The organism is Streptomyces sp. NPDC057623 (assembly GCF_042800355.1).
GTDB lineage: Bacteria > Actinomycetota > Actinomycetes > Streptomycetales > Streptomycetaceae > Streptomyces.
Genome location: NZ_JBHVGZ010000095.1, coordinates 20,274 through 34,553 on the forward strand (window position 1 = coordinate 20,274; position 14,280 = coordinate 34,553).

Below are 14,280 nucleotides of genomic sequence, written 5' to 3' on the forward strand. Positions count from 1 at the left end.
GGCGACGAATGCCCCAGCACACCTCCGGGTCCGACCGGGCGGCGATCCCCCCAGCCGCCCGTGACGGTGGCAGCGTGCGGCCGCCCGCTCCCTCGACGCTCGACGAGCTGTGGCGGTCGTACAAGGCGACGGGGGACGAGCGGTTGCGCGAGCAGTTGATCCTGCACTACTCGCCGCTCGTCAAGTACGTGGCGGGCCGGGTGAGCGTCGGCCTGCCGCCCAACGTGGAGCAGGCCGACTTCGTGTCCTCCGGGGTCTTCGGGCTCATCGACGCGATCGAGAAGTTCGACATCGACCGGGAGATCAAGTTCGAGACGTACGCGATCACGCGGATCCGTGGCGCGATGATCGACGAGCTCAGGGCGCTGGACTGGATCCCGCGGTCGGTGCGGCAGAAGGCACGGAACGTCGAGCGGGCGTACGCGACGCTGGAGGCGCGGCTGCGGCGCACGCCGACGGAGGTGGAGGTGGCCGCCGAGATGGGGATCGCGGTGGACGAACTCCACGCGGTCTTCAGTCAGTTGTCGCTGGCCAACGTGGTGGCCCTGGAGGAGCTGCTGCACGTCGGGGGCGAGGGCGGCGACGGGCTGAGCGTGATGGACACGCTGGAGGACACCGCCGCGGACAACCCCGTGGAGGTGGCCGAGGACCGGGAGCTGCGGCGGTTTCTGGCGCGGGCGATCAACACCTTGCCCGAGCGGGAGAAGACCGTGGTGACGCTGTACTACTACGAGGGACTCACACTGGCCGAGATCGGGAACGTGCTGGGCGTGACCGAGAGCCGGGTGAGTCAGATCCACACCAAGTCCGTGCTCCAGCTGCGCGCGAAGCTGGCCGGCTTCGGCCGTTGACCTGGCGGGACGCGTGCGGGGTTGGGCGGAGAGACTCCCGTCGGCGGTGGTGCGTCCGTAGAGTGGGCGATGTGCCAAGGATTCGAGCGGCCTCCGTGGCCGAGCACCGGTCGATGCAGCGAGCCGCCCTGCTGGACGCGGCTCGTTCCCTGTTGTCCGAGGGCGGGACGGAGGCGCTGACCTTCCCGGCTCTCGCCGAGCGGACGGGCCTCGCGCGGTCGTCCGTGTACGAGTACTTCCGCTCCCGGGCCGCTGTGGTCGAGGAGCTGTGCGAGGTCGACTTTCCCGTGTGGGCCGCGGATGTTTCGGCGGCGATGGAGCGGGCGGCCACGGCCGAGGGCAAGATCGAGGCCTATGTGCGCCAGCAGCTCGCGCTGGTCGGGGACCGGCGGCATCGGGCCGTGGTGGCGATCTCCGCGAGTGAGCTGGACGCCGGGGCCAGGGAGAAGATCCGGGCGGCGCACGGCGGGCTGGTCGCGATGATCGTCGAGGCGCTGGGGGAGATGGGACACACGGAGCCACGGCTGGCGGCGATGCTGTTGCAGGGCGTCGTGGACGCGGCTGTGCGGCGGATCGAGCTGGGGGCGGCGGAGGAGCCTGCGGCGATTACGGATGCGGCTGTCTCGATGGCGTTGCGGGGTGTTCGGGGCTGAGCCCGGTGAGGGCGGGCGTGGGAATGGGCTTCGCTTTCCTGCCGGTCCTGCCGGTCCTGCCGGTCCTGCCGGTCCTGCCGGTCCTGCCGGTGCCGGCTGGGTGCTGCTGCGTGAGTCGTACAGCTCGGACGGGTGCCGCCTGGTTGGGGTGACCTGGCGGCGCGGGACGCCCGCATCCGCGGGCGTCGGCGGCCCGTAGTCACGTCGGTCAGGCGGGCAATGGCACCCCGAGGACCGGAAGCAGCCTTGACGGGCCGCTGCGCAGCAGCCACGGGGGCAGAAGCGACAGCGGGTCCAGATACGCCTCGCCTCTCCGTAAGCCCCAGTGCACGCAGGCTCCCGAGCAGTGCGAGCCACTCGCCTCCACGGTTCCCACGACCTCCCCGGCCTCCAATCCGTCCCCCTCCTTCACCGACGCCCGCACCGGCTCGTATGTCACCCGCAGAGGTGGATCTCCCGTCCCCGTCAGCTCCACCGACACGACCCCCTTGCCCGCCACCCGGCCCGCGAAGGACACCCGCCCCGCCGCCACCGCCCGTACCGGCGCCCCGGCCGGGGCGGCGAGGTCCACGCCACGGTGGCCGCGGCCGTACGGTGTCGCCGGGGGGTCCCAGCCGCGGAGGATCGCGGGACGTACTCCCACGGGCCAAGCTCGTCCGACCGCCGGCGCCGGGGGATCCGGGGCCGGTGCGGCGGGCGTGCTCGTGGCGGTCGGGGTCAGTCGTGGAGCCGGGGCCAGCAGGACGGTCGCCGTCAGGAGCAACAGCAACAGCAGCCGCCCGAGAGTCCTCGCCGTCCTCGCGTATCGCATCTCTCGCATGGCGGAACCCTCCCGCACCTCGGTCGATCATGGCCGGGATCTGTGGACAACTCCCCGGTTGTGGACAGCGGCGTCACCCGGCACCTCGCGGGTCCCGTACACTTCTTCTGGCGATCCGGGTCACCGGGTCGACTTCGCACGCCCCGACACGGCCACCGGAAACGGCCCGTGTCAGCGCCCCTCGGTCCTTCGTGGCACGGCGCATGTGGGCGTCAGGCGCGGAAGCCGTCCGGCATCCGCGGCACAACCGAGAACATTCAAGGAGAGCGGCCATGGCCGTCGTCACGATGCGGGAGCTGCTGGAGAGCGGCGTCCACTTCGGTCACCAGACCCGTCGTTGGAACCCGAAGATGAAGCGCTTCATCTTCACGGAGCGCAACGGCATCTACATCATTGACCTGCTCCAGTCGCTGTCGTACATCGACCGCGCCTACGAGTTCGTCAAGGAGACCGTCGCCCACGGCGGCACGGTCATGTTCGTCGGCACGAAGAAGCAGGCGCAGGAGGCCATCGCCGAGCAGGCCACCCGCGTCGGCATGCCGTACGTCAACCAGCGCTGGCTGGGCGGCATGCTCACCAACTTCTCGACCGTCTACAAGCGCCTTCAGCGTCTCAAGGAGCTCGAGCAGATCGACTTCGAGGACGTCGCCGCGTCCGGTCTGACCAAGAAGGAGCTTCTCGTGCTCTCGCGCGAGAAGGCCAAGCTGGAGAAGACCCTCGGCGGTATCCGCGAGATGCAGAAGGTGCCCAGCGCCGTCTGGATCGTGGACACCAAGAAGGAGCACATCGCGGTCGGTGAGGCCCGGAAGCTCAACATTCCGGTCGTCGCCATCCTCGACACCAACTGCGACCCCGACGAGGTCGACTACAAGATCCCGGGCAACGACGACGCGATCCGCTCCGTCACCCTGCTCACCCGCGTGATCGCCGACGCCGTCGCCGAGGGCCTCATCGCCCGCTCCGGCGTCGCCACCGGCGACAAGGGCGAGAAGGCCGCGGGCGAGCCGCTCGCCGAGTGGGAGCGCGACCTGCTCGAGGGTGAGAAGAAGGCCGACGAGGCCCCGGCCGCCGCCGAGGCCCCTGCCGCTGAGGCTCCGGCCGCCGAGGCCCCCGAGGCTGAGGCTCCCGCCGCCGAGGCCCCGGCCGCCGAGGCTCCGGCCGCCGAGGGCGAGCAGGCCTGACACCGTCAGCGTTGACGGCGGGAGCGGTGACATCAAGTCCGCTCCCGCCGTTCACCCGTAGGTCGACGAAAGGTCAGCGGCTCCCGCCTTCATGGGGGCCGTAGACCCCGTAGATCTTCGATCTTCCAGACTTCGAGAAAGATTCACAGACTCATGGCGAACTACACCGCCGCTGACGTCAAGAAGCTCCGTGAGCTCACCGGCGCCGGCATGATGGACTGCAAGAAGGCGCTGGACGAGGCCGAGGGCAACGTCGAGAAGGCCGTCGAGGCGCTCCGCATCAAGGGCCAGAAGGGCGTCGCCAAGCGCGAGGGCCGCTCCGCCGAGAACGGCGCTGTGGTCTCGATCATCGCTGACGACAACTCCTCCGGTGTCCTCGTCGAGCTGAAGTGCGAGACGGACTTCGTCGCCAAGGGTGACAAGTTCCAGGCCGTCGCCACCGCGATCGCCGAGCACGTCGCCAAGACCTCCCCGGCCGACATCGAGGCGCTGCTCGCCTCCGAGATCGAGGCCGGCAAGACCGTCCAGGCGTTCGTGGACGAGGCCAACGCCAACCTGGGCGAGAAGATCGTCCTGGACCGCTTCGCGCAGTACGGCGACGGCTTCGTGCTCGCGTACATGCACCGCACGATGCCCGACCTGCCCCCGCAGATCGGTGTCCTCGTCGAGCTGGACAAGCCGAACGCCGAGGTCGCCAAGGGCATCGCCCAGCACATCGCCGCCTTCGCGCCGAAGTACCTGGCCAAGGAGGACGTGCCGGCCGAGGTCGTCGAGTCCGAGCGCCGCGTCGCCGAGGAGACCACCCGCGCCGAGGGCAAGCCCGAGGCCGCCCTGCCGAAGATCGTCGAGGGTCGCCTCAACGGCTTCTTCAAGGACGCCACGCTGCTCGGTCAGCCGTACGCGCTCGACAACAAGAAGTCCGTCCAGAAGGTTCTGGACGAGGCCGGTGTCACCCTGAAGCGCTTCTCGCGCATCAAGGTCGGCATCTGAGTCCGTACCGCGATCGGCGCCCGACCCCGATAAGGTCAAGGGGAGTCGTCCGCGGACGCCGTCACCACGTACGCGCGCGTGACGGACGACAGCAGATCTGACGAGGAGGCCATTGCCGCGCATGGGATGCGAAACACGCCCCAACCGGCAATGGCCTTCTTCGTATGTGCACCACGTAATAAAGGCGGGATCTCGATGACCACCAAGGCCCAGAAGAGCGACGACGGCAAAGTACGCGGCCGGTTTCTGCTGAAGCTGTCCGGAGAGGCCTTCTCCGGTGGTGGCGGCCTCGGTGTCGACCCGGACGTGGTGCACAAGATCGCCCGCGAGATCGCCGCCGTCGTCCGCGACGGCGCGGAGATCGCGGTCGTCATCGGCGGCGGCAACTTCTTCCGCGGCGCCGAACTCCAGCAGCGCGGCATGGACCGGGCGCGCTCCGACTACATGGGCATGCTCGGTACCGTGATGAACTGCCTCGCCCTCCAGGACTTCCTGGAGAAGGAGGGCATCGACAGCCGGGTCCAGACCGCCATCACCATGGGGCAGGTCGCCGAGCCCTACATCCCGCTGCGTGCCGTACGGCATCTGGAGAAGGGCCGTGTGGTCATCTTCGGTGCCGGTATGGGCATGCCGTACTTCTCCACCGACACCACCGCCGCCCAGCGCGCCCTGGAGATCGACGCCGAGGCGCTGCTGATGGGCAAGAACGGCGTGGACGGGGTCTACGACTCCGACCCGAAGACCAACCCGGACGCCGTCAAGTTCGACTCCCTCGGCTACGGCGAGGTCATCACCCGCGACCTCAAGGTCGCCGACGCCACCGCGGTCACACTGTGCCGCGACAACAAGCTCCCGATCCTGGTCTTCGAGCTTCTGGCGGAGGGCAATATCGCGCGCGCCGTCAAGGGTGAGAAGATCGGCACGCTGGTGGGTGAGCAGGGCGGTCAGGGCTGACGCCTCGACAACAAGCCCGTCCGGGGGACGGACGGGACGGACCCTGACCGGGGGATGGACAATGTCCGGCCGGTCGGGAACCGTGCAGGAAGAAGACGCGACGCAGCCGGCCGCCGCCCCCACCCAGGAACCGCAGCCGGGCCTTTACTCAAGACACGCAGGAGCAAGTGGTGATCGAAGAGACCCTCCTCGAGGCCGAGGAGAAGATGGAGAAGGCCGTCGTGGTCGCCAAGGAGGACTTCGCCGCGATCCGCACCGGCCGTGCGCACCCGGCGATGTTCAACAAGATCGTGGCCGACTACTACGGCGCGCCGACGCCGATCAACCAGCTGGCTTCGTTCTCCGTGCCGGAGCCGCGCATGGCGGTAGTGACCCCGTTCGACAAGACGGCCCTGCGCAACATCGAGCAGGCCATCCGTGACTCCGACCTCGGCGTCAACCCGAGCAACGACGGCAACATCATCCGGGTGGTGTTCCCCGAGCTCACCGAGGAACGCCGCCGCGACTACATCAAGGTCGCCAAGAGCAAGGCCGAGGACTCGCGAGTCTCCATCCGCTCCGTCCGTCGCAAGGCCAAGGACGCCATCGACAAGCTGATCAAGGACGGCGAGATCGGCGAGGACGAGGGCCGCCGTGCGGAGAAGGAGCTCGACGACACCACGCACAAGTACGTCGCGCAGGTGGACGAGCTCCTCAAGCACAAGGAAGCGGAGCTGCTCGAGGTCTGATGAACGACTCTTCCTGGGGGGCACCGCCACAAGCCGGGCAAGCCGGGCAAGCCGGTTACTGGGGGGCCGCCGCACGTGGGCCTGTCCAGGGGGCTGCCCCGGCGGGTCCCGCGTACGATGCGCCTGAGGCGCAGCAGACTCGCCCCATGCCCATCGTGCCCGACGTACCCGCGTATGGCGGAGACCAGGATGACGACCGGGGGGCCGCTCGGCTGAGCGGCCCCTTGTTCCGGGAACAGCCGCCCCCCGCGCGGCCGTACGACACGCCGCAGGCGCGGCCCTCCGAGGCGGCGCCGCAGAATCCGGAGCCCATGCCCGACGCCCCGCAGCCGGCGCCCCCGCCGCAGAAGAAGAGCGCGGGGCGCGACCTGGGTGCGGCCATAGGAGTCGGTGTCGCGCTCGGCGTGGTGATCGTCGCTTCCCTGTTCGTCGTCAAGGCCGTGTTCGTCGGTGTTGTCGCGGTCGCCGTCGTCGTGGGTCTGTGGGAGCTGACCAAGCGGCTCGAGGAGCGCAAGGGCATCAAGGCGCCCCTCGTGCCGCTCGCGATCGGCGGCGCGGCCATGGTGATCACCGGGTACGTCCGGGGTGCCGAGGGCGCCTGGGTGTCGATGGCGCTGACCGCCCTGGCCGTACTGGTCTGGCGGATGACGGAGCCGCCGGAGGGCTATCTCAAGGACGTCACCGCGGGCGTCTTCGCGGCGTTCTACGTGCCGTTCCTGGCGACGTTCGTCGCGATGATGCTGACGGCCGACGACGGGGCCTGGCGGGTCCTGACGTTTCTGCTCCTGACGGTCGTCAGCGACACCGGGGCGTACGCCGTCGGCTGGCGCTTCGGCAAGCACAAGCTCGCCCCGCGCATCAGCCCCGGCAAGACCCGCGAGGGCCTGCTCGGCGCGGTGAGCTTCGCGATGGTGGCGGGCGCGCTGTGCATGCAGTTCCTGATCGACGACGGCACCTGGTGGCAGGGCCTGCTCCTGGGCCTCGCGGTCGCGGCCAGCGCCACGCTCGGCGACCTCGGTGAGTCGATGATCAAGCGGGACCTGGGCATCAAGGACATGGGCACCCTGCTGCCGGGGCACGGCGGGATCATGGACCGGCTGGACTCGCTGCTGCCCACGGCACCGGTCGTATGGCTCCTGCTCGTCCTCTTCGTCGGATCGGGCTGAACCGGGATCCGGCTGACGTATGGGCCAACCCGAGGAGCCCCCGCTCTTGCCGAGCGGGGGCTCCTCGGTTTGTCGCGCGAGGCCGCGCGCGATGGTGTCGCGGGGCGTCCGGTGGGACGATTCCCGTGTACGCCTTCAAGGCGCCGCAAAGGGGGTCGTCATGGCCATCATCCGAGAAATCATCGACGTCGACCGCCCGCCGGGCGAGGTCTACGCGTATGTCACCGAACCCTCCCATCTGCCGGAGTGGCAGCTGAGCGCGGTCTCGGCCGAACAACTCGACGAAGGGCCGATCCACACCGGATCCCGGGTCCGGGTCACCCGGCGCGTCGGCAGCCGCGAGATTCCGATGACCGTGGAGTTCGACGAGCTCGACCCTCCGCACAGCTGGGATCTGCACGGGATCGACGGCCCCGTCAGGCCCCGTACCCACGGCGAGATCGAGCCGCTCGAGGGCGGCCGCCGGTCCCGCGTGACGATCGACATCGACTTCGAGGGGCACGGCCTCGGCAAGGTTCTGGTGCCCCTGGTCGTCCGACCGCAGGTCCGCAAGGAACTCCCGCGCGACGAGCAACTCCTCAAGAACAGGCTGGAACGCACGAACGACTAGCTACGCCGCGCAGACGTCCCTCAGCTCCTGCGCCACGGCATCGATCCGGCTCGAATCCGGCTCGAATCCGGGTCGGTGGCGCTGTTCAGGACGGCCCGGTCGTAGTCCGCGATCGTCTCGTTCAAGTCGTCGACCGCGGTGCCGACCTTGTCGTCGTCCGTGGTGATGTCGATCGGGGCGAGCCGCTTGCCCTGCAGCGCGCCGGCGATCTGCACCTGTGGAGCTGGCGTCGCGTGGTGCGAGTACCGGGGGCGGCCGGGTCACACAATTCGATCTGCGACACTGGTTGAGCTATGCCTAAGCCCGGAGAACTCACTTTCGTCGCCCCCCGCGGAGCCAAGAAGCCGCCGCGGCACCTTGCCGACCTCACGCCCGGGGAGCGCAAGGACGTCGTCGCCGCGATCGGCGAGAAGCCGTTTCGTGCCAAGCAGCTCTCGCAGCACTACTTCGCGCGGTACACGCACGACCCCGAGCAGTGGACCGACATCCCGGCCGGGGCGCGTGTCAAGTTGCGGGAGGAACTCTTCCCGGAGCTGATGACCGTCGTACGGCATCTGTCGACGGACCAGGGCGACACGCGCAAGACGCTGTGGCGGCTGTTCGACGGGACGCTCGTCGAGTCGGTGCTGATGCGGTACCCGGACCGGGTGACCATGTGCATCAGCTCGCAGGCGGGGTGCGGGATGAACTGCCCGTTCTGTGCGACCGGGCAGGCGGGGCTGGACCGGAATCTGTCGACCGCCGAGATCGTCCATCAGATCGTGGACGGGATGCGGGCGCTCAGGGACGGGGAGGTCCCCGGGGGGCCCGCTCGGCTGTCCAACATCGTCTTCATGGGGATGGGCGAGCCGCTCGCCAACTACAACCGGGTCGTGGGGGCCATCCGACGGCTCACCGATCCGGAGCCGGACGGGCTAGGGCTGTCCCAGCGCGGCATCACCGTCTCGACCGTCGGGCTCGTCCCCGCGATCCACCGGTTCGCCGACGAGGGCTTCAAGTGCCGGCTCGCGATCTCGCTGCACGCGCCCGACGACGAGCTGCGCGACACCCTGGTGCCGGTCAACACGCGCTGGAAGGTGCGTGAGGTGCTCGACGCCGGGTTCGAGTACGTCGGGAAGAGCGGACGGCGGCTGTCGATCGAGTACGCCCTCATCCGGGACATCAACGACCAGGCCTGGCGTGGTGACCGGCTCGGGCGGCTGCTCAAGGGCAAGCCCGTGCATGTCAATCTCATTCCGCTGAACCCGACTCCCGGGTCCAAGTGGACCGCCTCCCGGCCCGAGGACGAGAAGGCGTTCGTCGAAGCCATCGCCGCCCATGGTGTGCCGGTGACGGTCCGGGACACCCGTGGCCAGGAGATCGACGGAGCGTGCGGGCAGCTCGCCGCGACCGAGCGGTAGTCTGGCCACCGTAAGACCGCCGTAAGTACATCTTCATATTCCGACAGGGGAGCGCCACAGCGCTGAGAGTGCGGCAATCGGGCCGCAGACCCTCTGAACCTTGCCCAGGTCATTCTGGGTAGGAAGTTCGGTCACTACTCAAGCTGTTGCGCCCTGCCCGGGACCCCGGAGGTCCTGGGCAGGGCCGCGTCTCTTCCTGGTCACCCAGGAGGAATTCAGTGAGCAACACCCACAAGCGGTTCGCGGCTGTCGTCGTGGGCCTCGGCATGGTCGGTCTGTCCGCGTGCGGGTCGTCCGACTCCGGCGGCTCCGAGTCGGACGGCTCCGGCTCCAAGACCGTCACGCTCGTCGCCCACGACTCGTGGGCCGTCTCGAAGAACGTCCTCGCCGCCTTCGAGAAGCAGTCCGGGTACAAGGTCAGGGTCCTGGAGGACGGCGACGCCGGCCAGGCCGTCAACAAGGCCATCCTCACCAAGGACAACCCGCAGGGCGACGTCTTCTTCGGTGTCGACAACACCCTCCTCTCGCGGGCGCTCGACAACGGGCTGTTCCAGTCCTACGAGCCCAAGGGCTCCGACCTGATCCTGCCCGAGTACCGGGCCGACCAGGACCAGCACCGGGTCACGCCGATCGACACCGGCGACATCTGCGTCAACTACGACAAGGCGTATTTCAGCGAGCACAAGCTGGCCCCGCCCAGCTCGTTCGACGACCTGGTCAAGCCCGCCTACAAGGACCTCCTCGTCACCGAGAACGCCTCCACCTCCTCGCCGGGCCTCGGCTTCCTGCTCGGCACCGCCGCCAAGTACGGCGACGACGGCTGGGAGGGCTACTGGAAGAAGCTCAAGGCGAATGGCGTGAAGGTCGTCGACGGGTGGGAGCAGGCCTACAACGAGGAGTTCTCCGGCTCGGCCGGTGGCAAGAAGGCCAAGGCCGACCGGCCGCTCGTCGTGTCGTACGCCTCCTCGCCGCCCGCCGAGGTGATCTACGGCGACCCGAAGCCGACGACCGCGCCGACCGGGGTCGCGACCGGTACGTGCTTCCGGCAGGTCGAGTACGCCGGGCTGCTCAGCAACGCCAAGAACACCGAGGGCGGCAAGGCGCTCCTCGACTTCCTGCTCACCAAGGAGTTCCAGGAGGACATGCCGCTCAACATGTTCGTCTACCCGGTGCGGGAGGCCGCCCAGGTTCCCGAGGAGTTCACCAAGTACGGACCTCAGGCCAAGGATCCCGAGACCATGGACCCGGCGAAGATCGCCGACAACCGTGACGACTGGGTCAAGTCGTGGACCTCGCTCGTACTGAAGTAGCCGAGGCGGTCCCGCGTAAGGGACGCGCGCGGAGCGCGGCGGTGCGGCTCGGCCTCGTCGCCGTGCCCGTCGCGTTCTTCGCGGTCTTCTTCGCCTACCCCGTCACCGCCATCGTCGCGCGCGGGCTGAAGGCCGACGGGGTGTGGCAGTTCGGGCGTATCACGGACGTGCTCGGGCAGTCCGACATCCGGCACGTCCTGTGGTTCACCACGTGGCAGGCGCTCGCCTCCACCGCGCTGACCCTGCTGATCGCGCTGCCGGGCGCCTACGTCTTCGCCCGCTTCGACTTCCCCGGCAAGCAGATCCTGCGGGCCGTCGTCACCGTCCCCTTCGTGCTGCCGACGGTCGTCGTCGGTACGGCGTTCCTCGCGCTCCTCGGCCGCGGCGGACTCCTCGACGAGCTGTGGGGCGTACGGCTCGACACCACCGTGTGGGCCATTCTGCTCGCGCACGTCTTCTTCAACTACGCCGTCGTCGTACGGACCGTCGGCGGGCTCTGGTCGCAGCTCGACCCGCGGCAGGAGGAGGCCGCGCGGATGCTCGGGGCTTCGCCGCTGAAAGCCTGGCGGCAGGTCACCCTCCCCGCCCTCGGGCCCGCCGTGGCCGCCGCCGCGCTCATGGTCTTCCTGTTCACCTTCACCTCCTTCGGTGTGGTGCAGATCCTCGGCGGGCCGACCTTCTCCACGCTCGAAGTGGAGATCTACCGGCAGACCTCCGAGATCTTCGACCTGCCCACGGCCGCCGTCCTGACGATCATCCAGTTCCTCGCGGTGGGCGCGATCCTCGCCGTGCACGCCTGGACGGTACGGCGGCGGGAGAGCGCCCTGCGCCTGGTGGACGCGTCGGTGACCGCGCGGCGGCCGCGCGGGGCGGGGCAGTGGGCGCTGCTGGCCGGGGTCCTGGCCGTCATCGCCGTACTCCTGCTGCTGCCGCTGGGGGTGTTGGTGCAGCGGTCGCTGGACGCCCCCGACTTCGGCTACTACCGGGCGCTGACCAGTGCCGACGGCGGGGTCTTCCTCGTCGCGCCGATCGAGGCGATCGGCAATTCGCTGCAGTACGCCGTCGTCGCCACGCTCATCGCCGTGCTGATCGGCGCTCTGGCCGCGGCCGCGTTGACCCGACGGGACGCCGGCCGGTTCGTACGGGGCTTCGACGCGCTGCTGATGCTGCCGCTCGGGGTGTCCGCGGTGACGGTCGGGTTCGGGTTCCTGATCGCCCTGGACGAGCCGCCGCTGGACCTCAGAAGCACGTGGATCCTGGTGCCGCTGGCCCAGGCGCTGGTCGGGGTGCCCTTCGTCGTACGGACGATGCTGCCCGTGCTGCGGGCAGTGGACCAGCGGCTGCGCGAGGCGGCCGCGGTGCTGGGGGCGTCGCCGTGGCGGGTCTGGCGTGAGGTGGATCTGCCGATGGTGCGGCGGGCCCTGCTCATCGCGGCCGGGTTCGCCTTCGCGGTGTCGCTCGGGGAGTTCGGGGCGACCGTGTTCATCGCGCGGCCCGACAACCCGACGCTGCCGGTCGCCGTGGCCCGGCTGCTGGGCCGGGCCGGGGAACTCAACTACGGCCAGGCGATGGCCCTTTCGACGGTGTTGATGGTGGTGTGCGCGGTGGCGCTGCTGGTGCTGGAGCGGCTGCGCACGGACCGGACGGGGGAGTTCTAGATGCTGTTGAGTCTCGCGGGTGCGACCGTACGGTTCGGTGGACGGGCCGTGCTGGACCGCGTCGACCTCGATGTCGCCGAGCACGAGATCGTGTGCGTCCTCGGGCCGAGCGGCAGCGGCAAGTCGACGCTGCTGCGTGCGGTGGCGGGGCTGCAACCCCTCGACGCCGGGCGGGTGTCGCTCGACGGCCGGGACCAGACTGGGGTGCCCGCGCACAAGCGGGGCGTCGGCCTGATGTTCCAGGACCATCAGCTGTTCCCGCAGCGGGACGTCGGCGGCAACGTGGCCTTCGGGGCGCGGATGCACGGTGCCTCGAAGGGGGAACAGGCCGAGCGGGTAGGGGGGTTGCTCGAACTGGTCGGGCTGCCGGGCGCCGCCCGCTGGGCCGTCGCCTCCCTCTCCGGCGGGGAACAGCAGCGCGTGGCGCTGGCCCGTGCGCTCGCGCCCCGGCCGCGGCTGCTGATGCTGGACGAGCCGCTGGGGCAGCTCGACCGCTCGCTGCGGGAGCGCCTCGTGGTCGAACTCCGGGAGCTGTTCGGACGGTTGGGCACCACCGTGCTGGCCGTGACGCACGACCAGGGCGAGGCCTTCGCGCTCGCCGACCGGGTCGTGGTGATGCGGGACGGGCGGATCGCCCAGGCCGGGACGCCGCTGGAGGTGTGGCAGCACCCCGTGGACGAGTTCGTGGCGCGCTTCCTCGGGTTCGACAACGTGGTCGAGGGCACCGTCGCCGGGGAGGCCGCGGACACCCCCTGGGGCAAGCTGCCGGTGACCGAGGGCGCCGCACAGGGGGCGCGGACGCTGCTCGTCAGGCCGGCCGGCGTGCGGCTCGTCGCCGCCGACGCGGGGCTGCGCTGCACGGTCACGGCACGCACCTTCAAGGGCACGCACGTCGCCGTGCACCTCCAGCCGCAGGACGCGCCGCGCCTCGAAGCGGCCTGTGCGCTGCGGCTCGCCCCCGAGGTCGGGGACGAGGTCGGCGTGGAGTTCGACGCGGCCGAAATTGTCGTGCTGGGCTGATCGACCGGCGCATAAGGTGCGGGGCATGACGTCACTCCCGCATGATCGCTACTGCGACGAAATCGCCCACCAGGTCGGCCTGTTGAGGGCCGTGGTGACCTCCGGCGCCGACCTGTCGAGCACCGTGCCGACCTGTCCGGACTGGTCGCTGGAGGAGCTCGTACGGCACACGGGCGGCGCCCTGCGCTGGGTGGAGCTGATGGTGCGGACACGGGCGCAGGAGGAGGTCCCGGAGGGGCAGGTGCCGGGGGCCGAGGGTCCCGAGGGCGATCCCGTCGCCCTGGACGCCTGGCTGGCGGAGACGGGCGAGATGCTCGTCGCCGCACTGCGGGAGGCCGGTCCCGACGCGAAGGTGTGGGGCTGGGCCGGGGTGCTCAACGCCGGGTTCTGGGCCCGCCGTATGACCCACGAGATCACGATCCACCGCGCGGACGCGACGCTTGCCGCCGGGCTGTCCTACGACGTCGCCCCGGACATCGCCGCGGACGCGATCGACGAGTGGCTGGAGATCGTCGAGTGGGCCCAGCGGACGCTGCCGGACGACCCGGCGAGGGAGTTGCGGCGGCCGGGCGGCAGCATCCACCTGCACGCCACCGACAGCACGCCGGACGTCACCGCGGAGTGGACGGTCGACCTCTCCGAGGACGTCATCGCCTGGCGACGCGGCCACGAGAAGGCGACCGTCGCGCTCAGGGGACCCCTCACCTCCGTACTTCTCGCCTTCTACCGCCGGGTGTCGCTGGACAGCCCGGAGGTGGAGGTCCTCGGCGAGCGGGAGTTGCTGGAGTTCTGGCTGGAGCGGGCGACCTTCGGCTGAAGGGGCGAACGGCCCGCCCCCGGGGAAGGGACGCTGTTGGCGAATTGTGGGGCGGCCCGTGCGTGACGTCGGTCTCCAAGACCTGGTTGTGGTCTTGGAGACCGACGTTTGTGTTTGGGGTG

Annotated in this window: 15 protein-coding genes and 1 riboswitch; of the genes, 13 read left to right on the forward strand and 2 right to left on the reverse strand. The window is 69.9% G+C overall.

The window, feature by feature from the left end; all coding sequences use genetic code 11:
* Positions 1-8: 8 nt before the first annotated feature.
* Positions 9-851, forward strand: a complete 843-nt coding sequence (gene whiG / locus ACFU95_RS46055; RefSeq protein ID WP_383842168.1) for an RNA polymerase sigma factor WhiG — start codon at positions 9-11, stop codon at positions 849-851.
* A gap of 95 nt (positions 852-946) precedes the next feature.
* Positions 947-1,504, forward strand: coding sequence for a TetR/AcrR family transcriptional regulator (locus ACFU95_RS46060; RefSeq protein ID WP_383842202.1), 558 nt, complete (start codon positions 947-949; stop codon positions 1,502-1,504).
* Between the two features lie 208 nt (positions 1,505-1,712).
* On the opposite strand, the gene ACFU95_RS46065 is transcribed toward ACFU95_RS46060, so the two are convergent.
* The gene (locus ACFU95_RS46065) at positions 1,713-2,324 is read right to left on the reverse strand and encodes a murein hydrolase activator EnvC family protein (protein WP_383842171.1); all 612 of its coding nucleotides are present in this window, start codon (positions 2,322-2,324) and stop codon (positions 1,713-1,715) included.
* 272 nt (positions 2,325-2,596) lie between these two features.
* On the opposite strand from ACFU95_RS46065, the gene rpsB reads away from it, so the two are divergent.
* From rpsB to ACFU95_RS46095, 6 genes are all read left to right on the forward strand, one after another.
* Positions 2,597-3,505: a 30S ribosomal protein S2 gene (gene rpsB, locus ACFU95_RS46070; protein WP_383842174.1), complete on the forward strand. Its 909-nt coding sequence runs from the start codon at positions 2,597-2,599 to the stop codon at positions 3,503-3,505.
* A 153-nt stretch (positions 3,506-3,658) separates the two neighbouring features.
* Positions 3,659-4,495, forward strand: coding sequence for a translation elongation factor Ts (tsf, locus tag ACFU95_RS46075; protein WP_383842176.1), 837 nt, complete (start codon positions 3,659-3,661; stop codon positions 4,493-4,495).
* Between the two features lie 195 nt (positions 4,496-4,690).
* Positions 4,691-5,449 carry a UMP kinase gene (pyrH, locus tag ACFU95_RS46080; protein ID WP_383842179.1) on the forward strand — a complete coding sequence of 253 codons (759 nt, stop codon included), beginning with the start codon at positions 4,691-4,693 and terminating at the stop codon, positions 5,447-5,449.
* Between the two features lie 170 nt (positions 5,450-5,619).
* Positions 5,620-6,177, forward strand: a complete 558-nt coding sequence (gene frr / locus ACFU95_RS46085; protein ID WP_062723265.1) for a ribosome recycling factor — start codon at positions 5,620-5,622, stop codon at positions 6,175-6,177.
* The gene (locus ACFU95_RS46090) at positions 6,177-7,343 is read left to right on the forward strand and encodes a phosphatidate cytidylyltransferase (protein ID WP_383842182.1); all 1,167 of its coding nucleotides are present in this window, start codon (positions 6,177-6,179) and stop codon (positions 7,341-7,343) included. The genes frr and ACFU95_RS46090 overlap by 1 nt, the downstream gene beginning before the upstream one ends.
* A 160-nt stretch (positions 7,344-7,503) precedes the next feature.
* Positions 7,504-7,953: an SRPBCC family protein gene (locus tag ACFU95_RS46095; protein WP_383842185.1), complete on the forward strand. Its 450-nt coding sequence runs from the start codon at positions 7,504-7,506 to the stop codon at positions 7,951-7,953.
* Positions 7,954-7,973: 20 nt separating this feature from the next.
* Here the strand turns inward: ACFU95_RS46095 and ACFU95_RS46100 are convergent, their stop codons facing one another.
* Positions 7,974-8,168 (reverse strand): hypothetical protein, encoded by a 195-nt coding sequence (locus ACFU95_RS46100; protein WP_383842187.1) that lies wholly within the window; start codon positions 8,166-8,168, stop codon positions 7,974-7,976.
* Between the two features lie 78 nt (positions 8,169-8,246).
* On the opposite strand from ACFU95_RS46100, the gene rlmN reads away from it, so the two are divergent.
* From rlmN to ACFU95_RS46125, 5 genes are all read left to right on the forward strand, one after another.
* Positions 8,247-9,353, forward strand: coding sequence for a 23S rRNA (adenine(2503)-C(2))-methyltransferase RlmN (rlmN, locus tag ACFU95_RS46105; protein ID WP_383842190.1), 1,107 nt, complete (start codon positions 8,247-8,249; stop codon positions 9,351-9,353).
* A 35-nt stretch (positions 9,354-9,388) separates the two neighbouring features.
* A riboswitch (TPP riboswitch) is annotated at positions 9,389-9,496 on the forward strand.
* A 123-nt stretch (positions 9,497-9,619) separates the two neighbouring features.
* Positions 9,620-10,663, forward strand: coding sequence for a thiamine ABC transporter substrate binding subunit (locus ACFU95_RS46110; RefSeq protein WP_383842205.1), 1,044 nt, complete (start codon positions 9,620-9,622; stop codon positions 10,661-10,663).
* Positions 10,639-12,321: an ABC transporter permease gene (locus ACFU95_RS46115; protein ID WP_383842193.1), complete on the forward strand. Its 1,683-nt coding sequence runs from the start codon at positions 10,639-10,641 to the stop codon at positions 12,319-12,321. The genes ACFU95_RS46110 and ACFU95_RS46115 overlap by 25 nt, the downstream gene beginning before the upstream one ends.
* The gene (locus ACFU95_RS46120) at positions 12,322-13,341 is read left to right on the forward strand and encodes an ABC transporter ATP-binding protein (protein ID WP_383842196.1); all 1,020 of its coding nucleotides are present in this window, start codon (positions 12,322-12,324) and stop codon (positions 13,339-13,341) included.
* 25 nt (positions 13,342-13,366) lie between these two features.
* Positions 13,367-14,158 (forward strand): maleylpyruvate isomerase family mycothiol-dependent enzyme, encoded by a 792-nt coding sequence (locus ACFU95_RS46125; RefSeq protein WP_383842199.1) that lies wholly within the window; start codon positions 13,367-13,369, stop codon positions 14,156-14,158.
* Positions 14,159-14,280 lie beyond the last annotated feature (122 nt).